The organism is Microbacterium shimangi, from assembly GCF_043556445.1.
In the GTDB taxonomy this organism is placed as follows: Bacteria; Actinomycetota; Actinomycetes; order Actinomycetales; family Microbacteriaceae; genus Microbacterium.
The window spans coordinates 740,939-760,751 of sequence record NZ_JBIGII010000004.1; the positions used below are offsets into that span (position 1 = coordinate 740,939).

16 protein-coding genes and 1 pseudogene are annotated in these 19,813 nt (G+C 69.2%); 14 read left to right on the plus strand and 3 right to left on the minus strand.

Annotation, left to right across the window (positions count from 1 at the left end; translation table 11 throughout):
• Position 1 precedes the first annotated feature (1 nt).
• Both ACFXQA_RS10490 and ACFXQA_RS10495 read right to left on the minus strand, forming a co-directional pair.
• Positions 2-859, minus strand: a complete 858-nt coding sequence (locus tag ACFXQA_RS10490; RefSeq protein ID WP_394519767.1) for an NTP transferase domain-containing protein — start codon at positions 857-859, stop codon at positions 2-4.
• Positions 856-2,088, minus strand: a complete 1,233-nt coding sequence (locus ACFXQA_RS10495; protein ID WP_394520224.1) for a molybdopterin molybdotransferase MoeA — start codon at positions 2,086-2,088, stop codon at positions 856-858. Before ACFXQA_RS10495 ends, ACFXQA_RS10490 begins: the two co-directional genes overlap by 4 nt.
• 91 nt (positions 2,089-2,179) lie before the next feature.
• Between ACFXQA_RS10495 and fdhD the strand changes: the two genes are divergently transcribed.
• Both fdhD and aroQ read left to right on the plus strand, forming a co-directional pair.
• Positions 2,180-3,064: a formate dehydrogenase accessory sulfurtransferase FdhD gene (gene fdhD, locus ACFXQA_RS10500; protein WP_394519768.1), complete on the plus strand. Its 885-nt coding sequence runs from the start codon at positions 2,180-2,182 to the stop codon at positions 3,062-3,064.
• Complete coding sequence (gene aroQ, locus ACFXQA_RS10505; RefSeq protein ID WP_394519769.1) at positions 3,061-3,519, plus strand: type II 3-dehydroquinate dehydratase; 459 nt, start codon at positions 3,061-3,063, stop codon at positions 3,517-3,519. The genes fdhD and aroQ overlap by 4 nt, the downstream gene beginning before the upstream one ends.
• Here the strand turns inward: aroQ and ACFXQA_RS10510 are convergent.
• Positions 3,497-4,186 (minus strand): HAD family hydrolase, encoded by a 690-nt coding sequence (locus ACFXQA_RS10510; RefSeq protein ID WP_394519770.1) that lies wholly within the window; start codon positions 4,184-4,186, stop codon positions 3,497-3,499. The genes aroQ and ACFXQA_RS10510 overlap by 23 nt on opposite strands.
• 182 nt (positions 4,187-4,368) lie before the next feature.
• Between ACFXQA_RS10510 and efp the strand changes: the two genes are divergently transcribed.
• From efp to gmk, 12 genes and pseudogenes are all read left to right on the plus strand, one after another.
• Positions 4,369-4,929, plus strand: coding sequence for an elongation factor P (gene efp, locus ACFXQA_RS10515; protein WP_394519771.1), 561 nt, complete (start codon positions 4,369-4,371; stop codon positions 4,927-4,929).
• A gap of 19 nt (positions 4,930-4,948) precedes the next feature.
• On the plus strand, positions 4,949-5,359 hold the full coding sequence (gene nusB / locus ACFXQA_RS10520; RefSeq protein WP_394519772.1) for a transcription antitermination factor NusB: 411 nt from the start codon (positions 4,949-4,951) through the stop codon (positions 5,357-5,359).
• Positions 5,360-5,406: 47 nt separating this feature from the next.
• Entirely contained in the window at positions 5,407-8,379 is a 2,973-nt protein-coding gene (locus ACFXQA_RS10525; protein WP_394519773.1) for a DEAD/DEAH box helicase, read from the plus strand.
• Positions 8,380-8,455: 76 nt separating this feature from the next.
• Positions 8,456-10,006, plus strand: coding sequence for a Rieske 2Fe-2S domain-containing protein (locus tag ACFXQA_RS10530; protein WP_394519774.1), 1,551 nt, complete (start codon positions 8,456-8,458; stop codon positions 10,004-10,006).
• Positions 10,007-10,155: 149 nt separating this feature from the next.
• Positions 10,156-10,692, plus strand: a pseudogene (pyrR, locus tag ACFXQA_RS10535) (bifunctional pyr operon transcriptional regulator/uracil phosphoribosyltransferase PyrR); the annotation flags it as partial.
• Entirely contained in the window at positions 10,689-11,681 is a 993-nt protein-coding gene (locus ACFXQA_RS10540; protein WP_394519776.1) for an aspartate carbamoyltransferase catalytic subunit, read from the plus strand. The pseudogene pyrR and the gene ACFXQA_RS10540, both read left to right, overlap by 4 nt.
• Complete coding sequence (locus ACFXQA_RS10545) at positions 11,678-12,988, plus strand: dihydroorotase (protein ID WP_394519777.1); 1,311 nt, start codon at positions 11,678-11,680, stop codon at positions 12,986-12,988. Before ACFXQA_RS10540 ends, ACFXQA_RS10545 begins: the two co-directional genes overlap by 4 nt.
• Entirely contained in the window at positions 12,985-13,482 is a 498-nt protein-coding gene (locus ACFXQA_RS10550) for a PH-like domain-containing protein (RefSeq protein ID WP_394519778.1), read from the plus strand. Before ACFXQA_RS10545 ends, ACFXQA_RS10550 begins: the two co-directional genes overlap by 4 nt.
• Positions 13,479-14,633, plus strand: a complete 1,155-nt coding sequence (carA, locus tag ACFXQA_RS10555; RefSeq protein WP_394519779.1) for a glutamine-hydrolyzing carbamoyl-phosphate synthase small subunit — start codon at positions 13,479-13,481, stop codon at positions 14,631-14,633. The genes ACFXQA_RS10550 and carA overlap by 4 nt, the downstream gene beginning before the upstream one ends.
• The gene (carB, locus tag ACFXQA_RS10560) at positions 14,633-17,920 is read left to right on the plus strand and encodes a carbamoyl-phosphate synthase large subunit (protein WP_394519780.1); all 3,288 of its coding nucleotides are present in this window, start codon (positions 14,633-14,635) and stop codon (positions 17,918-17,920) included. The genes carA and carB overlap by 1 nt, the downstream gene beginning before the upstream one ends.
• The gene (pyrF, locus tag ACFXQA_RS10565; RefSeq protein WP_394519781.1) at positions 17,917-18,771 is read left to right on the plus strand and encodes an orotidine-5'-phosphate decarboxylase; all 855 of its coding nucleotides are present in this window, start codon (positions 17,917-17,919) and stop codon (positions 18,769-18,771) included. Before carB ends, pyrF begins: the two co-directional genes overlap by 4 nt.
• Complete coding sequence (gmk, locus tag ACFXQA_RS10570) at positions 18,764-19,663, plus strand: guanylate kinase (RefSeq protein WP_394519782.1); 900 nt, start codon at positions 18,764-18,766, stop codon at positions 19,661-19,663. The genes pyrF and gmk overlap by 8 nt, the downstream gene beginning before the upstream one ends.
• Positions 19,664-19,813 lie beyond the last annotated feature (150 nt).

Consider the following 19,813-nt stretch of genomic DNA (forward strand, 5'->3'; position numbering starts at 1 on the left):
ATCAGCGGGTTTCCCATTCCGCCGCGAGCCGGCTGATCTCGGCCACCGCCTCGCGCACCTGCTCGGGGGTTCCCCCGGCTCGGCCGGCGACGAGTCCTGCCGCATAGGCGCTGAACGGTGCCGCGGGGCGGGCGACGGAGGTGGCGACGTCGCGCGCGAGGTCGAGGATGAGGGCGATCGGCAGGTCGTCGTCAGCGAGGCCGAAACGCTCTCTCAGCGCGGTCGCCCAAGCGTCGAGGGCCTCCGGGGGCAGCGAGCGGGCAGAAGAGTCGGCCATGGCGGTCTCCGTTCGGGCGCCTGTTCGACGTCGCGCCTCGCGGAGATGCTCCCACGTATCGACGTCGGCCGCGGCATCGGCACCCGCCGACACGAGATCGATGTCGAAGCCCTCGAGGAAGCGGCGAGCCGACAGCCCCCGCACACCGTCGGGGAAGGCCTTCAGGCGCGCCCGGAGGGTGTCGGCTCGATAAAGCCCCGTCAACCACTGCGCCCGTTCGTCGTGGTCCACCAGGCAGAGCCCGTCGCGCCCGCGCGTTGCCCGCGTCAATGCACGAACGGCGACATCCGGTGAGACGAGGTCGGCGGGGAGGACGAGCACCCACGCCGCCGAGACGAGGGGGAGAGCGGCCGCCACACCGGCGACAGGGCCCCCGAAGGGCGGGTCTTCCTGCACCCATTTCACGCCACGCTTCGTGCCGAGTCGCGGCCCGGCGACGACGATCTCGACAGCACCGATGTCGCGCACAGCATCCATCGTCCGCATCAGCAGTGTTTCCCCGTCGATCTCGAGCATCGGTTTCACGATGCCCCCCATACGACTGCCCCGCCCGCCCGCGAGGATGACCGCCGAGAGGGTCACGGCAGCAGCATGACGTCGAGGACGTCGCCGGGATCGACGTCGGCAGACCCCGCCTCGATGACCGCGAAGGCGTCGGCGCGGCCGAGAGCGCCCGCGAGGTGGGCGCCCGGGCCGGCCCCGACCGGGCGCACCGTCCAGCGCTGCGGGTCGTCTCGGATGACCCGCACCGGCACGTACTGGCGGCGCGCGGGAGGAGTACGCCATCCGGATGCTGCCGCCAACCGCATCACCGGACGATCCAGCACACGACGACCCTGAAGGTGCAGCAGCGCGGGCCGGACGAACACCTCGAACGAGACCGCGACGCCTACCGGGTTGCCCGGGAGACCGAAGAAGAGGGCGCCACCGGCGAGGACGCCGAAAGCCTGGGGTCTGCCCGGCTGCATCGCGACGGAGCGGAAGTGCACGGCTGCGGTATCGCTCAAAGCGATCTTCACGACCTCGAAGGCCCCCGCGCTGACACCGCCCGAACTGATGACCACGTCGACGTCTGCCGCCCGCGCCTCTTCCAGTGCCGAGAGGAAGGCGGCGGGATCGTCGCCGACGCTCGCGCGGATGACGACCTCCGCGTCGGCTTCGGCGACGAGACCGGCGAGCAGCGTCGCGTTGGATTCGGGGATCTGGCCACGCAGGAGCGGGGTGCCGGGTGGCCGGAGTTCGTCACCGGTGGAGAACACGGCCACCCGTGGTGCGCGCGTGACCCGCACCGCGGGCACCCCGACCGCGGATGCCGCGGCCAGTTGCCATGCGCCCAGACGCTCGCCGGCGGCGATCACGACGTCACCCGTAGACGCGTCGTCGGCCCGGCGCCGCACGTGGGCGCCGCGCGCACGAGGGCCGCGCGCGATCGTCGCGACCCCCAGTGAGTCGGCGAGACCGCCGGTCGTCGCTTCGAAGGGCACGACGGTGTCTGCGGCGGCGGGGAGCGGGGCGCCGGTCATGATCCGCACCGCCTCTCCCGACCCGAACCGAGGGTCGAGCGGCGACCCGGCGGGAACGTCGCCCACGACCCGCAGAGACACCGGACTGTCACTCGAGGCGCCGTCGACGTCGGCGAATCGCACCGCGAAGCCGTCCATCGCCGAGTTGTCCCAGAGCGGAAGGTCCATCGCAGCGGTGACATCGGCGGCGAGGGTGCGTCCGCCGGCCTCGCGGAGCGGCACCTCGACAGCGTCGACAGGGGTCACCGCACCGAGAATCTCTGCCCGATGCTCCGCAACCGTGCGCATGACCATCGGGCCAGCGTAACGACCGGACGACCGACGCGGCCCGCGCGGCCTCGGAGTTCTAGGCTGGGGACGATGGCCATCGGAGGCTGAAATGGGACGCATCACCGTGCGCAAACCGATCCTCACGCTGCGGGCCGGCGGCGAGGAACGACGACGGCCCGACACGCTCGCCGTGGAGGAGCCCCTGGAGATCCGCGTGGGCGGCACGCCGCTCGCCGTCACCATGCGGACTCCGGGCCACGATGTCGAGCTGGCGGCCGGCTTTCTCGTGTCCGAGGCGGTGATCGCGCGCGGCTCGCAGTTCTTCGGCGCCATCCACTGCGGCGGGCCGGGCACCGGCGGAGTGGAGAACACCTACAACGTGCTCGATGTCACGCTGGCCCCGGGGGTGCAGCCCCCCTCGCCCGATATTGCGCGCTCGTTCTACACGACGAGCTCGTGCGGCGTCTGCGGCAAGGCGTCGATCGACGCTGTCGAGACGGTGTCGGAGTACGACGTCGCCATCGACGAGGTGACGGTGACCTTCGAGCGGCTGGCCGCGCTGCCCGACCTGCTGCGCGCCCAGCAAGCAGTGTTCGACAAGACCGGCGGCCTGCACGCGGCGGGGCTCTTCGACGCCGAGACCGGCGAGTTGCTCGTCCTCCGAGAAGACGTCGGGCGCCACAACGCGGTCGACAAGGTCGTGGGGTGGGCCACCCTGCACGACCGACTGCCGCTGCGCGGCACGGTGCTGCAGGTGTCGGGGCGCGCGAGCTTCGAACTCGTGCAGAAGGCCGCGATGGCGGGAATCCCGATCCTCGCCGCGGTGTCGGCGCCCTCGTCGCTGGCCGTCGACCTCGCCGCCGCTCGCGGCATCACTCTCATCGGCTTCTCCCGAGGTCAGTCGTTGAACGTATACAGCCGGGCCGACCGCATCCGCTCCTCCGAATCGCAGGGCGCTGCGGCCGGCGCGGTCGCTGATATGTTGCCCCGGTGACCACCCCACGGCGACTCCTGCTGGTGAACGGACCCAACCTCAACCTGCTGGGCACACGCGAGCCCGGGATCTACGGCAACGAGACGTTGGCCGACGTCGAGAGGCTCGTGGCCGAGACGGCCGCGGCCCGCGGTTTCGAGGTTCGCGCCGTGCAGAGCAACCACGAGGGTGTCCTCGTCGACGCGATCCACGAGGCGCGGCACGACTGCGCGGGCATCGTGATCAATCCCGCGGGCCTGACCCACACCTCGGTCGTGCTGCGCGACGCCCTGTCAGCGGTCGAGCTGCCGGTCGCCGAGGTGCACATCTCCGACGTCCGCGCCCGCGAAGCATTCCGCCAGCACTCGTACGTCGCCGACGTGGCCGTCGTGCACGTGATCGGCGAGGGTGTCGCCGGCTACGCGCGCGCGGTCACCCTGCTCTGCGACATCCTCACCGGGCAGGCCGAAGGCTGATCGGGCTCTCGGCGAGTTTCGACAGAAGCTCGGCGGCGTCTTCGTAGACGGCGGCCGCGCCCGCCGCGAGCAGCTCTTCGCGTCCGTAGCCCCCGCTCAGCAGCCCGACGCTCGTAACCCCCGCGCGACCCGCGGCGATGACGTCCCAAGTCGAGTCGCCCACCATGACCGCGCGGTCGGCGGGCGTCGACGCGCGTGCGAGAGCCGTCTCGATGATGTCGGGCGCGGGCTTGGCCGCCTCGACGTCTTCGGACGAGGTCACCGCGTCGACCGAGTCGTCGACGTCGAGGACGTCGAGCAGCGCGTCGAGCTCCTGCTGCGGGGCCGACGTCGCGAGAACCACCCGGTGACCCCGCTCCGACAGCGCGGCCAGGACTTCGCGCGCGCCGTGGATGGGACGCAACCGCTCGGTCATGTCGAGGTAGATGCGGTTGTGGTGCTCTTTCGCCTCGTCGCCGAGCGTCTCGGCCTCGTCGCCGAGAGCGTTCTCGAGCAGCTGTGCCGAGTCCATGCCGATCGAGCGGTGGATGCGCCAGACATCGACGGGGTGCCCGATGGCGACGAAGGCACGGTCCCACGCCTCGACGTGCAGGTAGTTCGAATCGACGAGCGTGCCGTCGATGTCGAAGAGAACGGTGACGAGGTCGGGGGAGGAGTCGGAAGTCATCCGAGAAGACAATCGCGAAGCGTCGTCGAGGCGAGAGGGGGTGGTGAACACCGCTCGCCTGTGCAGTGCTGACCGCGCCCGTCCGGGGCGAAGCCCCACCATCGGCGTAGAATCGAGCATCGGGTCGCACTCTTCGGGGCGCGCACCCCCGCACACCCACTACGAACGGACTCCCTCCAGCCATGGCTTCCACCGCAGATATCAAGAACGGCGTCGTCCTGAACATCGACGGACAGCTCTGGAGCGTCGTGGAGTTCCAGCACGTCAAGCCGGGCAAGGGCGGCGCTTTCGTCCGCACGAAGATGAAGAGCATCATGACCGGCAAGGTCGTCGACCGCACCTACAACGCCGGCGCGAAGATCGAGATCGAGAACGTCGACCGACGCGATTTCACGTTCCTGTACAAGGACGGCGACAGCTTCGTGTTCATGGACATGGACGACTACGACCAGATCACCGTTCCCGCCGTGATCGTCGGCGACTCGGCCAACTACCTCCTCGACAACCAGCTCGTCACCCTCGCCGTCAACAACGGCAACCCGCTCTACGTCGAACTGCCCGCGTCGGTCGTGCTCGAGATCACCTACACCGAGCCCGGCCTGCAGGGCGACCGTTCGTCGGCGGGAACGAAGCCGGCCACGCTCGAGACCGGGTACGAGATCCAGGTTCCGCTGTTCGTTGAGAACAACACCAAGGTCAAGGTCGACACCCGCACGGGCGACTACCTCGGCCGCATCAGCTGACGCGCCGGGTCCACGCCACATGAGTGCACGTACGAAGGCCCGTAAGCGCGCCCTCGACATCCTTTTCCAAGCCGACGTCCGCGGCGAAGACCTTCCGGTGACCCTCGCCGCCGAGGCCAAGCGTGCGGCGAGCGAGCCCGCTCGCGAGTCGTCCTGGCTCTACGCGCGCGACATCGTCGACGGCATCATCGACCACGGTGACGAGATCGACGAGCAGATCGTGACGTTCGCCAAGGACTGGTCGCTGGCCCGCATGCCCGCGGTCGACCGGGCTCTTCTGCGGATCGCGACGTGGGAGGTCCTCTTCAACGCCGACGTGCCCGCTGCGGTCGCCATCGATGAGGCGGTCGAGATGGCCAAGGAGTTCTCGACCGAGGAGTCCGGCTCGTTCGTCCACGGGGTGCTCGGCCGCATCTCCCGCGCGGGCTGACACGCCACGCCGATCGTCGTGCGGGCGGTTCCGATGAAAGCCGATCGGTGACCCCGCTCGCCGGTGGATCCGACTCGGACGACCGCGGGAGGCCCTCGTGGCGATCGCTGCTCCCCGCCGACGGGTCGCCGGGCTACCCGGAATTGGCCCTCGGCGTCGAGCTACGCCAGCGTGAGCCCCACGATCCGCATCGGTGGGATCCCCGCAAGATCGAGGCCGCCACGCCGCGTTCGCTGTCACGGCAGAAAGACGGCCTGCAACTCGCGGTGAGACCGCTGGCCCGCAGCGCGCGAGGTTCGTGGGTCAAGAAAGACGCCGCGTGGGACGACGTTCGGCGGACGCCCTCGCGTTTCGACCCGGCTGCGGCCCGGTGGTTCGCGGAGTTGTTCGGCATCGCACGCCCCTCGGCGGGCGTCGGGTCGTTCTCGTCGGTGTCGGAATGGCTGACCCTCGACTCCGACGCCTCGTCTCTGCTGTGGTCGCACCTCGAGGCCGGGGGGCGCCTGGGCATACCCCTCGTCGCGCCGCACCCGCAGCAAGAGGTCGAGCTCTCCGCTGCCGCGGCAGAGGTCGGCGTTCTGGTCGCGCCGACGGGCGACGGCGCTCTGAGCGTCACCGCCCGCGTCACCCTCGACGGCGCCGACACCGACGTCGCGCGCGTTCGCGCCGTCGGTCGTTCGATGCTCTTCACCTATTCCGTTCACACCGACCCCATCCGGATCACGCTCGCCCCCGCGGCGCTGGACGACACGGTCGGCTCACTGCTCGCGTCGCCCGGAGGAGTCGTCGTCCCCCCTCACGAGGCGGCGGAGTTCCTCCGTGAGGCATACCCCCGCCTCCACCGGCGCACCACGATGACGGCGGCGGCAGGTCTCGACCCGCCGACCGTCCTCCGCCCCGCGCTCAGGCTGACGGCGGCGTTCGTTGCGGAGTCGGTCGGGTTCCGTTTCGAATGGAGCTACCCGGGGCTCGCACCGGTCGCCGTGTCCGCAGCCGAGGGGCCCGATCGTGACGCCGCCGCCGAGGCTGCGCTGCTCTCCCGTGCGCAGGAGGCGTGGGCCGAAGCGACCGACCTGCCGTTCACCGCCGCGGGCACGCTCCGCGACGCCGACGCGGGGGAGTTCTCGGTGCGGGTGCTCGCCGCTCTGCAGCTCGTCAACGGCGTTCGCGTCGAGATCACGGGCGCGCGCCCCCCGTACCGCGAGCTGACGGGGGCACCCGAGGTTTCGGTGTCCACCGTGGCCACCGACGACCCCGACTGGTTCGATCTCGGGGTCATCGTGACGATCGAGGGCCGGTGGGTGCCGCTCGCGCCGCTGCTGACGGCTCTCTCGCGCGGAAAGCGTCGTCTGAAGCTGGCCGACGGGGCGTACTTCTCGCTCGCCCACCCGTCGCTGGCACGGCTGAAGGAACTGCTCGACGAGGCGGCGGCTCTCGACGAGTGGGAGACGGGTGCCCGCATCAGCCGGCATCAGAGCGCCCTGTGGTCCGACTTCGAAGATCTCGCCGACGAAGCCGCGCCCGCGCAGACGTGGCGGGAGGCCGTCCGCGCGCTGGAACCCGCCGACCTCGATGCGACACCGGTGCCGCGCGGGCTGCGTGCCGAGCTTCGTGAGTACCAGAAACGCGGGTTCGACTGGCTCGTCTTCCTCCACCGTCAGAAGCTGGGTGGAATCCTCGCCGACGATATGGGGCTCGGGAAGACCGTGCAGATGCTCGCTCTCATCCAACATGCGCGAGAAGACGGCGAACAGCGGCCGTTCCTGGTGGTCGCGCCGACGTCGGTGCTGGCCACCTGGCTCTCCGAGTCGGCCCAGTTCGTTCCGGATCTCGTCGTGCGGGCGGTCGAGTCGACGGCGGCGAAGTCGGGGACGGCGGTGGCGGATGCTGCGGCCGGAGCCCACGTCGTCGTCACGTCTTACGCGCTGCTGAGGCTGGACGAGGCGCAGTTCACCGCCCAGACATGGGCGGGGGTGGTGTTCGACGAAGCGCAGTTCGTCAAGAACCCCCAGACGAGAGTGCACCGCGCCGCGAAGAACCTGCGCGCAGACACCGTGATCGCCCTCACCGGAACGCCCCTCGAGAACGGCCTCGCCGATCTCTGGGCGCTGTTCTCGCTCACCGCGCCGGGTCTCTTCCCCTCGGGGCGCCGCTTCCGCGACGAGTACGTCACCCCCATCGAGAAGAGCCGGAACGACGACGAGAAGGGCAGAGCCCACGGCGCGGCACGACTCGAGCGGCTGCGTCGCCGCATCCGCCCGTTCATGTTGCGACGCACCAAAGAGCTCGTCGCTCCCGAACTTCCTCCGAAGCAGGAGCAAGACCTCCACATCGAGCTCTCGGCGGAACACCGCGCGCTCTACGACGTCGTGCTCCAGCGCGAGCGGCAGAAGGTGTTGGGCCTGATCGACGACCTCGATCGCAACCGGTTCACCGTGTTCCGTTCGCTCACGCTGCTGCGGATGCTGAGCCTGGACCCCGTGCTCGTCGATGAAAGACACGCCCACATCGGTTCCAGCAAGCTCGACGCTCTTCTCGCGCGCCTCACCGAAGTGATCGCCGAGAGCCACCGCGCTCTGGTGTTCAGCCAGTTCACCTCGTTCCTCTCGCTCGCCGCCGACCGGCTGGACGCCGCGGGGATCGCCTACGCGCACCTCGACGGGTCGACGTCGCGTCGGGGAGAAGTCGTCGACGGGTTCCGCACGGGCGACGCACCCGTCTTCTTGATCAGCCTCAAGGCGGGCGGTTTCGGTCTCACGCTCACCGAGGCCGACTACGTCTTCGTGCTCGACCCGTGGTGGAATCCCACGGCAGAAGCGCAGGCGATCGATCGGGCCCACCGCATCGGGCAGGAGCGCAGCGTCTTCGTGTACCGCCTGCTGGCTGCCGGCACCATCGAGCAGAAGGTGCGGATGCTGCAGCAGCGCAAAGCGGAACTCTTCCGCTCGGTGGTCGACGACGGCGACCTGTTCTCGGCGTCGCTGACGGCCGACGACATCCGCGCCCTGCTCGACCCCTGAGGATCAGGTCGACGCTCCCTGCGGGTGCACATACCGCGGCGCGTAGGATCGTTGAGGTTCGAACGAAGGGCGACACATGCGGATCACGGGTCTCGGCCACGCCGGAATGTTCATCGAAACAGCCGGCGGCAGCATCCTGTGCGACCCGGTGATCGGTCCGAGTTTCTTCGGATCGTGGTTTCCTTTTCCCGATAACCGGGGCCTCGACTGGGAACGGTTCGGCAAAGCCGACTTCCTCTACATCTCGCATCGCCACCGCGACCACTTCGACCCCGCGCTGCTGCGACGCTACGTGCCGCAGGACATCAAGGTGCTCCTGCCCGACTATCCGACCGATGACCTCGAGAACGATCTGCGCGCCCTCGGCTACGAAAACATCGTCTACACGCACGCGGGGGAGCCGCTCACCTATGGCGAGCTGACCCTCATGGTCACCCCGCTGCGCGCTCCAAGCGACGGCCCGATCGGAGACTCGTCGTTGAGCGTCGACGACGGAACCGCCAGCATCCTGAACCAGAACGATTCCCACCCCCTCGACCTCGAGAAGCTGCTCTCGTTCAGCAAGCCCGACGCGTACTTCACCCAGGTCTCGGGCGCGATCTGGTGGCCGATGGTCTACGACCTGCCGCAGGACGCGAAGCAGAACTTCGCGCAACTGAAGCGCGACTCGCAGAACAAGCGGGCGATGTACTACATCGAGAAGGTCGATGCCGAGCACGTCTTCCCGATGGCCGGCCCGCCGATGTTCTTGCGCGAAGAACTGTTCCGCTACAACGACCGCGGACTCGAGGACGACTCGATCTTCACCGACCAGAGCCAATTCCTCGCCCACATGTCGACGCTGCGGCCCGAGCAGAAGGGCTATCTCTTCGTGCCCGGAACGCAGGTCGACGTGCACCACCGCGATGTCGAGGTCACCCAGACCCTGTTCTCCGACGACGAGATCGGCCGCATCTTCGGCGACAAGTGGAGCTATCTCGCCGAACAGCGCGACAGCCGCCAGGCCGAGATCCGTGCCGAAGAGGAGTCGCGCGCCGAGGTCGTGCCGCCGGCGGAGATGCTCGCCGCGATCAAGGAATGGTGGGAACCGCTGCTGCGCCGGGCGCGCACCATCCGCAACGGGGTCGGAGGAAACGTGCGATTCCGCATCGGCGACCTCGACATGGTGGTCGACTTCCCGAAGGCCAAGGTGCGCGAGTACGCGGGGGAGGAGTGCGTGTACTGGTACACGATCCCCGCCGACCTGGTCTCGACGAACCTCCGCGACCACGAGATCGACTGGTCGAACTCGATCTTCCTGTCGATGCAGTTCGAGGTGGGGCGCAGCGGCAAGTTCAACGAATTCCTCACGACGTTCCTGAAGTGCCTGTCGCGTGATCGCATCGAGTACGTCGAGAACTGGTACGCCGAGCAGTCCGACCAGACCGAAGACGCCGAGATCGACGGGTGGACGGTGCAGCGGCGGTGCCCGCACCTGCGCGCCGATCTCACCAAGACCGGCAAGATCGAGAACGGTGTCCTCACCTGCAGTCTGCACGACTGGAAGTGGGATCTCACGAGCGGCAAGTGCCTGACCACGCAGGGTCACGAGATCCGGTCGAGCCCCGCACCCGTCCCCGCCGCCTGACCCCGCCCGCCGGGCGCTTCGACGAGCTCAGGAACCGGCTCCGCGTGCGCATCATCGAGCGGGTGGTCGCGTGGGTGAGCTGGTGCGTCGGGTAAGCTCGGAGGGAACACAGCAACCTTTAACACCGTCCTGAGAGGCGGAGAAGGGAGCGGCGGATGAGCACGCGTACCGTGCTGCACCAGGCCGACATCGCCCGGGCATTGACTCGGATCTCGCACGAGATCCTCGAGTCGAACAAGGGCCCCGATGATCTCGTCGTCCTCGGCATTCCCACTCGCGGCGTCACCCTCGCCCATCGCATCGCCGCCCTCGTCGGCGAGTTCACGAACGCGAGCATTCCCGTCGGCGCTCTCGACGTGACGATGTACCGCGACGATCTGCACCGCAATCCGACGCGTTCGCCGCGGCCCACGCAGATTCCGCCCGGCGGTATCGACGGCAAGGTGGTCGTGCTCGTCGACGATGTGCTCTTCTCGGGCCGCAGCATCCGCGCCGCTCTCGACGCCCTGCAGGACATCGGACGCCCGGCGGCCGTGCGTCTCGCGATCCTCGTCGATCGCGGGCACCGGGAACTGCCGATCCGCCCCGACTTCGTGGGCAAGAACCTCCCGAGCTCGCGCGACGAACGCGTCAACGTGCGCCTCGCCGAAGACGACGGTGTCGAGGAGGTGACGATCGGCGCATGAGAAACCTGCTCGATACCCGAACGCTCGGCCGCGACGACGCGCTGCGCATCCTCGACGTCGCCGAAGACATGGCCGACACCCAGCGTCGCGAGGTCAAGAAGTTGCCGACCCTCCGCGGCAAGACCGTGGTCAACCTCTTCTTCGAAGACTCCACGCGCACCCGCATCTCGTTCGAGGCCGCGGCGAAGCGCCTTTCCGCCGACGTGATCAACTTCTCGGCCAAGGGGTCGAGCGTCTCGAAGGGCGAATCGCTGCAAGACACGGCGCAGACCCTGCAGGCCATGGGGGCGGATGCTGTCGTGATCCGCCACGGGGCATCGGGTGCGCCGCAGACCCTCGCCGCGAGCGGATGGATCACCGCCGGCGTGGTCAACGCGGGTGACGGCACCCACGAGCACCCCACGCAGGCGCTTCTCGACGCCTTCACGATCCGCAAGCGCACGTTCGGCGATGACAGTCGCGGGCGCGATCTGGCGGGGATCGCCGTCACCATCGTCGGTGATCTGCTGCACTCGCGCGTCGCACGGTCGAACGTCTGGCTTCTGCACACGCTCGGCGCCTCGGTCACACTCGTCGCGCCGCCGACGCTCGTACCGCAGGATGTGTCGGCGTGGCCGGCGGAGGTGCTCTACGACCTCGACGAAGCCATCGATCGCGGCCCTGACGCGCTCATGATGCTGCGCATCCAACTCGAGCGCATGAGCGCCGCGTATTTCCCCACTGAACGGGAGTATTCCCGGCGGTGGGGCCTCGATGCGCGGCGCGCGGCCGCGCTGCCGGAAGGTAGCATTGTGATGCACCCGGGGCCGATGAACCGGGGCATGGAGATCTCCGCCGAAGCCGCCGATTCGCCTCGCTCGACGGTGCTCGAGCAGGTAGCGAACGGCGTGTCGGTGCGGATGGCCGTGCTGTACCTGCTGCTGGCGGGGGAGCGCGCCGAGTCAGAGAGCGCTGCACCCGCGCGTACCGAAAGAGAGGACGGACGATGACCGACGTCCTGATCGTTCGCGGAGCCCGCATCGAAGGTGGGAACCCCACCGACCTCCTCGTCGAGAACGGCATCATCGCCGAGTCCGGCACCCACGTCTCTCGCGCGGGTGCCCGGGTGATCGACGCCGATGGGCTGGTCGCACTGCCGGGCCTGGTCGATCTGCACACGCACCTCCGCGAGCCCGGCTTCGAAGCATCCGAGACGATCCTCACCGGCTCCCGTGCCGCCGCCGCGGGCGGGTTCACCGCTGTCTTCGCCATGCCGAACACCTCGCCGGTCGCCGATACGGCCGGGGTCGTCGAACAGGAGCTCGCGCTCGGTGAGGCCGCCGGTTACGTCACCGTGCAGCCCATCGGCGCCGTCACCGTCGGGCAGAAGGGCGAGCGTCTCGCCGAACTCGGCGCGATGGCCGACTCCCGTGCCCGCGTCCGCGTCTTCAGCGACGACGGCTTCTGCGTGTGGGATCCGCTGATCATGCGACGGGCGCTCGAGTACGTGAAGGCCTTCGACGGGGTGATCGCCCAGCACGCCCAGGATCCGCGCCTGACCGAAGGTGCGCAGATGAACGAGGGCGCCGTTTCGGCCGACCTCGGCCTCGCCGGTTGGCCCGCGGTGGCAGAAGAGTCGATCATCGCCCGCGATGTGCTCCTCGCCGAGCACGTGGGATCGCGTCTACACGTCTGCCACCTCTCGACCGCCGGGTCGGTCGACATCATCCGGTGGGCCAAGAAGCGCGGGGTCGCGGTGACCGCCGAGGTGACCCCGCACCATCTGCTCCTCACCGAAGAACTCGTGCGCGGGTACGACGCCCGGTTCAAGGTGAACCCGCCGCTCCGCCGAGAAGAAGACGTCATCGCCGTTCGCGAGGGTCTCGCCGACGGCACGATCGACATCGTGGCGACCGACCACGCCCCGCACCCCACCGAGGCCAAGGCGTGCGAGTGGCAGGCGGCCGCGAACGGCATGGTCGGGCTCGAGAGCGCCCTCCGCGTCGTGCAGCAGGCCTGCGTCGACACGGGGATGTTGACCTGGGGAGACGTCGCGCGGGTGATGTCGCGGACCCCCGCACGCATCGGACGCCTCGCCGGTCACGGCACGCCCCTCACGGTCGGGAACCCCGCGAGCCTCGCGCTCTACGACCCTCGACCGGCCCGGCCGTTCGCGGTCTCCGACCTGCAGGGCCGCAGCACGAACTCGCCCTACGTCGGTCGCGAGCTCCCGGGCGAGGTGCGGTGGACGCTGTACGGCGGCCGGGTCACCGTCGCCGACGGCGAACTTCGCGAAGATCCGGCGGCCGCACTGTGACCCGCGAAACCCTTCTCACCATCATCATCGCGATCGCGCTGCTGGTCCTCGGCCTGCTGGCGTGGTCGTGGTGGCGGCGCACGCGCCGCGATGCCGCGTACCCCGCACCTGTCGCCGAGCTGCCCGACGGCGCGAAGACGACGGCGACCTTCACCACGCTCTACGTCGCGACCACCCGCCACGGCGAGCCGCTGGAGCGCCTGGCGATCCGGGGCCTCGGCTTCCGCGCCCGCGCCGACGTGACGGTGACCGACAAGGGCGTGGCCGTCGACCTGGCCGGTCAGCCGCGCATGGTGTTCGGTCTCGACCGACTGGTCGACGCCGCTCAGGCCACCGTCGCGATCGACCGTGTGGTCGAGCGCGACGGCCTCACCCGTCTCACCTGGCGCGCCGACGGTGCGACCATCGTGGACTCCTATTTCCGCCCGCAGGATGCCTCGGCACGCGAACTCGCCGAAGCCATCCGCCCGCTTCTCCCGACAGGAAACGTATGACCGCCCTGATCCCCACGGAGCCCGCCGTCCTCGTTCTCGAAGACGGCACCCGCCATGTCGGCCACGCCTACGGCGCGGTCGGCACCACCCTGGGCGAGGTCGTCTTCGCCACCGGAATGACCGGCTACCAGGAGACATTGACCGATCCCTCGTACGCCGGTCAGATCGTGCTGCAGACCGCGCCGCACATCGGCAACACCGGAATGAACGCCGAAGACCAGGAATCGCGGCGCATCTGGGTCTCCGGCTACATCGTGCGCGACCCCTCCCGCGTCGTGTCGAACTGGCGCGCCGACGAGTCGCTCGACGACGCGCTCGTCGTCGACAGCGTGGTGGGCATCAGCGGGATCGACACCCGCGCGGTGACACGCCGCATCCGCTCGGCGGGCTCGATGCGGGGCGGTATCTTCTCGGGCGATGCCGCGGGCATCGACGCCGACGAGCAGGTGCGCATCGTGCGTGAAGCGCCCGCGATGGCCGGTCGCAACCTCTCGGCCGATGTCTCGGTCGCGGTGACCGAGGTGACGGAGTCGACGGGGGAGCGCATCGGCGCTCTCGCCGTTCTCGACCTGGGTGTCAAGCAGGCGACGATCGTGAACCTCGCGGCACGCGGCTTCGACGTGCACGTGCTTCCGCAGGACGCCACGATCGACGACATCCGGGCCATCGACCCGGTGGCCGTCTTCTACTCCAACGGGCCCGGTGACCCGGCAGCATCCGACGATCATGTCGAGTTGCTGCGCGCCGTTCTCGATGACCGGCTGCCCTTCTTCGGGATCTGCTTCGGCAATCAGCTGCTCGGTCGCGCGCTCGGCCTGGGCACCTACAAGCTCCCGTTCGGACACCGGGGGATCAACCAGCCAGTGCTCGACAAGACCACCGGGCGGGTCGAGATCACCGCCCACAACCACGGGTTCGCCGTGGACGCCCCGATCGAGGGCGATTTCGAGAGCCCCCACGGTTATGGCCGCGTCGAGGTGAGCCACGTCGGTCTGAACGATCAGGTCGTCGAGGGGCTCCGCGCGCTCGACATCCCCGCTTTCAGCGTGCAGTACCACCCCGAGGCCGCCGCCGGGCCTCACGATGCCAACTACCTCTTCGACCGGTTCCGTGACATGGTCATCGCCGCGAACACGAAGGACAACAACTGATGCCCAAGCGCGACGACATCCGCTCCGTTCTCGTCATCGGCTCCGGGCCGATCGTCATCGGCCAGGCCGCCGAGTTCGACTACTCGGGCACCCAGGCCTGCCGCGTCCTCCGCGAGGAGGGAGTGCGGGTCATCCTCGTGAACCCGAACCCGGCCACGATCATGACCGATCCCGACTTCGCCGACGCCACCTACATCGAGCCCATCACCCCCGAGGTGATCGAGACGATCCTGCTCAAGGAGAAGCCCGACGCGATCCTCCCGACCCTCGGTGGTCAGACGGCGCTCAACGCGGCGATGGCGCTCCACGATCGCGGCATCCTCGAGAAGTACGGCGTCGAGCTCATCGGTGCGCGGGTCGACGCGATCCGCAAGGGCGAAGACCGGCAGGTCTTCAAGGAGCTCGTTCTCGCCTGCGGCGCCGACGTCGCCGCATCCGTCATCTGCCACTCGATGGAAGACCTGCTCGCCGGGGCCGAGAAGCTCGGCTACCCGCTGGTCGTCCGGCCGTCGTTCACGATGGGCGGGCTCGGTTCGGGCTTCGCCTACGACGAGCGCGACTTGCGTCGCATCGGCGGCGCGGGTCTGCACGACTCGCCCACGAGCGAGGTACTCCTGGAGGAGTCGATCCTCGGCTGGAAGGAGTACGAACTCGAGATGATGCGCGACACGGCCGACAACACCGTCGTCGTCTGCTCCATCGAGAACGTCGACCCGGTCGGCGTCCACACGGGGGACTCGATCACCGTCGCCCCCGCCCTGACCCTGACCGACCGCGAGTACCAGAGACTTCGCGACATCAGCATCGACATCATCCGTGCCGTCGGCGTGGACACCGGCGGGTGCAACATCCAGTTCGCGGTCGACCCCGCGACCGGACGCATCATCGTCATCGAGATGAACCCCCGCGTGTCGCGCTCCTCGGCCCTGGCGTCGAAAGCGACCGGCTTCCCGATCGCGAAGATCGCCGCGAAGCTCGCGATCGGCTACCGCCTCGACGAGATCCCGAACGACATCACGAAGGTCACCCCGGCGAGCTTCGAGCCGACACTCGACTACGTCGTGGTGAAGGTGCCCCGGTTCAACTTCGAGAAGTTCCCCGCCGCCGATGTGACGCTCACGACGACCATGAAGTCGGTCGGTGAGGCCATGGCGATCGGTCGCAACTACACCACAGCCCTGCAGAAGGCGTTGCGCTCGCTCGAGAAGCGAGGGTCGAGCTTCCACTGGGGCGACGAGCCCCGCAGCCTCGACGAGCTGCTCGAGGTGGCGCGGACCCCCACCGACGGTCGGATCGTGGTGCTTCAGCAAGCGCTCCGAAAGGGCGCGACGATCGAGCAGGCGTTCGACGCCACCGCGATCGACCCCTGGTTCCTCGATCAGATCGTGCTGATCAACGAAGTCGCCGAGACGGTGCGGACGGCGGCGGAGTTGGATGCTGCGACTCTGCGCCTGGCGAAGGACCACGGATTCAGCGACGCGCAGATCGCTCAACTGCGCGCGTCCGACGAGACCGAGGTACGCGGCGTCCGTCACGGTCTCGGCATCCGCCCCGTGTACAAGACGGTCGACACGTGCGCGGGGGAATTCCCCGCGCTCACGCCGTACCACTACTCGAGCTACGACTTCGAGACGGAGGTCGCAGCATCCGACCGCACGAAGGTCGTCATCATCGGATCCGGCCCGAACCGCATCGGCCAGGGCGTCGAGTTCGACTACTCGTGCGTGCACGCGTCGTTCGCGCTGTCGGACGCGGGGTACGAGACGATCATGATCAACTGCAACCCCGAGACAGTCTCGACCGACTACGACACGTCCGACCGCCTGTACTTCGAGCCGCTGACCCTCGAGGACGTGCTCGAGATCCTCCACGCCGAATCGGCGTCGGGTGAGATCCTCGGCGTGATCTGCCAGCTGGGCGGCCAGACGCCGCTCGGGCTCGCCAAGGGCATCGAAGACGCGGGCTACAACATTCTGGGAACCTCGCCCGAGGCGATCGATCTCGCCGAAGAGCGCGAACTGTTCTCGCGGCTCCTCGACGAGGCCGGGCTTCTGGCCCCGCGCAGTGGCACGGCGATCGACGTCGACGGCGCCGTGGTCATCGCCGAAGAGATCGGGTACCCGGTGCTCGTCCGCCCCAGCTTCGTGCTCGGCGGCCGCGGCATGGAGATCGTGTACGACACCGCCAGCCTGCGCGACTACTTCGTGCGCGTCGCCGATCAGGCGATCATCGGCCCCGGCCTTCCGCTGCTGGTCGACCGGTTCCTCGATGACGCGATCGAGCTCGACGTCGACGCGCTCTACGACGGCACCGAGCTGTACATCGGCGGCGTGATGGAGCACCTCGAAGAGGCCGGCATCCACTCCGGCGACTCGAGCTGCACGTTGCCGCCCATCTCGCTCGGCCGCACCGACATCGATCGGGTTCGCGAGGCCACTCTCGCCATCGCCCGGGGCGTGGGGGTCCGCGGGCTCCTCAACGTGCAGTTCGCGATCTCGGCCGGCGTTCTCTACGTCATCGAAGCGAACCCCCGCGCGAGCCGCACCGTGCCGTTCGTCTCGAAGGCGCTGGGGATTCCGCTCGCCAAGGCTGCCGCCCGCGTCATGGCCGGCACCTCGATCGCCGACCTGAAGACCGAGGGGCTCCTGCCCGTCTCGGACGGATCGCGCGTTCCGCTCGACGCACCGGTCGCCGTGAAAGAGGCCGTGCTGCCGTTCAAGCGGTTCCGCACCAAGGACGGCCAGATCGTCGACTCCGTGCTCGGCCCCGAGATGCGCTCGACCGGCGAGGTCATGGGCATCGACCGCGACTTCCCGACGGCGTTCGCGAAGAGCCAAGAGGCGGCCTACGGCGGCATGCCGCTTTCGGGCACCGTGTTCATCTCGGTCGCCGACGCCGACAAGCGCGCCGTGATCCTGCCCGCGCACCGCCTGCAAGAGTTGGGCTTCACCCTCGTCGCCACCGAGGGCACGGCCGAGATCCTCGCGCGGAACGGCATCCGCGTGCGGGTCGTCAACAAGTACTCCGCCACCCAGGCATCGGGCGAGACGAACATCGTCGACCTCATCAACGCCGGCGAGATCGACATGATCGTGAACACGCCGAGCGGCGGGCTCGCGCGCGCCGACGGGTACGAGATCCGTGCGGCCGCTGTGGCGGCCGACAAGGCGCTCTTCACCACGATGGCGGTCCTCGGCGCCGCGGTGAGCGCCCTCGGCGTCCTCCGTCAGGGCTTCGAAGTGCGGAGCCTCCAGGAGTACGCCGCCGACCGGGCCGCGCGACTGTGACCACTTTCGGTCAACGACTCACCGGAGCGCTCGACGCGCACGGCGCGCTGTGCGTCGGCATCGACCCGCACGAGAGCCTGCTCTCGATCTGGGGGCTGGATGCTTCGGCAGACGGCGTCCGCGAGTTCGGCCTGCGCGTGGTCGAGGCCGCCGTCGGCCGGGTCGGCATCGTGAAGCCGCAGGTGGCGTTCTTCGAGCAGTACGGCTCGCGCGGCTTCGCGGCTCTCGAAGATGTCATGGCGGAAGCCCGCGCCGCCGGGCTGATCGTCATCGCCGACGCGAAGCGCGGCGATATCGGTTCGACGATGGCGGGGTACGCGACAGCGTGGCTGGCGCCGGGCTCGCCGCTCGAGGCCGACGCCGTGACGCTCAGCCCCTACCTGGGTCCGGATTCGCTCGACCAGACGTTGAAGACGGCGCTCCGGCACCGCAAGGGCGCGTTCGTCCTCGCCGCGACGAGCAACCCCGAGGCGCTGCCCGTGCAGACCGCGATCGTCGTCGACGACGCCGCCCTCGAGGGCCAGCGCGTAGCGGAGCGGGTCGCCCGCGACATCGGGTGGATGAACATGGGCCTCCCCGGAGCCCTCGGCTCTCTCGGTGTCGTCATCGGCGCCACCGTCGACCGCAAGGCATACGGGCTGACCGACATGGTGCTCGCCGGTACGCCCATCCTCGCCCCCGGTTTCGGCGCACAGGGTGCCGAGCCCGCTGACGTCGCTCGCCTGTTCGGGTATGTCGCGGGCAACGTCATCGCGAACGAGAGCCGCAGCATCCTTTCCGTGGGTCGCGACCGTCTCGCCGATCGGATCGCCGAACGCGCCGCGCTGTACCGAGGAGTCGACCGTGGCTGACGCCCCACGCCCCCCCGAGGTCGACCGCGTCGCCGCATCCCGTCGCGCCGTCGCCGCACGCCGAGCCAGGGCGTCGCTCAAACGCGACGTCGCCACCCGGGTGATCAGCCCGCAGGAGCTGCTGCGCCGGGCCCTCGCCGACCCCGAATCGCCGGCGGGCGCGATGCGCGTGACCGACTTCCTGACCGCCATCCCCGCGATCGGCGAAGGAAAGCGCGATCGCATCCTGGTCGACCTCGCGATCTCGCCGGTGAAACGCCTCGGCGGACTCGGTGCCCGTCAACGGCGCGCCCTGACGACGTTCCTCGACGGACGCTGGCCCGAACCCGGCCCCCGCGCGGGGCGCAGCCGCCTCGTGGTACTCGCCGGCCCGACCGCGGTGGGCAAGGGAACCGTGGCCGCGCACATCAAAGAGCACCACCCCGAGATCCACCTCTCGGTCTCCGCGACCACCCGACCGCCCCGGCCCGGCGAGGTCGACGGCGAGCACTACTACTTCGTCGACGACGCCGAGTTCGACCGCCTCATCGCCACCGACGCCCTCCTCGAGCACGCGACGGTGCACAACAAGTACCGCTACGGCACACCGCGGGCCCCCCTCGAGCGCGTGCTCGACGAGGGAGGCACCGCCCTGCTCGAGATCGACCTGCAGGGCGCGCGCCAGGTGCGCGCCGCCGATCCGTCTGCGACGCTGGTGTTCCTGCTGCCGCCCAGTTGGGACGAACTCGTCCAGCGACTCGTCGGCCGAGGCACCGAGGATTCGGAAGAACGCGCCCGGCGCCTGCGCACCGCGAAGACCGAGCTGGCGGCTCAGGGGGAGTTCGACTACCGCGTGGTGAACGACGAGGTGGATGCCGCCGCCGAGGCCGTCGTCGCGGTCGCCGCACGCTGACTCCTTCGAGCCGAGAGCGCCGGTTTCCGCCCGATCTTCGAGCACGACTGGCCGAGAGGGGCGCTCTCGGCTGTCCGGGTGGGGACGCGGTAGACTGAACGGATGCTTCGGCGCCTGGCGCGCCGCATCCGTTCCCCGAGACCAGGAGGT

Excerpts from the sequence above, each read along its gene's own strand:
- efp (WP_394519771.1), top strand. The coding sequence starts at position 4,369 with ATGGCTTCCACCGCAGATATCAAGAACGGCGTCGTCCTGAACATCGAC.
- carA (WP_394519779.1), top strand. The coding sequence starts at position 13,479 with ATGACCGCCCTGATCCCCACGGAGCCCGCCGTCCTCGTTCTCGAAGAC.
- ACFXQA_RS10540 (WP_394519776.1), top strand. The coding sequence starts at position 10,689 with ATGAGAAACCTGCTCGATACCCGAACGCTCGGCCGCGACGACGCGCTG.
- nusB (WP_394519772.1), top strand. The coding sequence starts at position 4,949 with ATGAGTGCACGTACGAAGGCCCGTAAGCGCGCCCTCGACATCCTTTTC.
- fdhD (WP_394519768.1), top strand. The coding sequence starts at position 2,180 with ATGGGACGCATCACCGTGCGCAAACCGATCCTCACGCTGCGGGCCGGC.
- ACFXQA_RS10545 (WP_394519777.1), top strand. The coding sequence starts at position 11,678 with ATGACCGACGTCCTGATCGTTCGCGGAGCCCGCATCGAAGGTGGGAAC.
- ACFXQA_RS10530 (WP_394519774.1), top strand. The coding sequence starts at position 8,456 with ATGCGGATCACGGGTCTCGGCCACGCCGGAATGTTCATCGAAACAGCC.
- carB (WP_394519780.1), top strand. The coding sequence starts at position 14,633 with ATGCCCAAGCGCGACGACATCCGCTCCGTTCTCGTCATCGGCTCCGGG.
- ACFXQA_RS10510 (WP_394519770.1), bottom strand. The coding sequence starts at position 4,186 with ATGACTTCCGACTCCTCCCCCGACCTCGTCACCGTTCTCTTCGACATC.
- ACFXQA_RS10495 (WP_394520224.1), bottom strand. The coding sequence starts at position 2,088 with ATGCGCACGGTTGCGGAGCATCGGGCAGAGATTCTCGGTGCGGTGACC.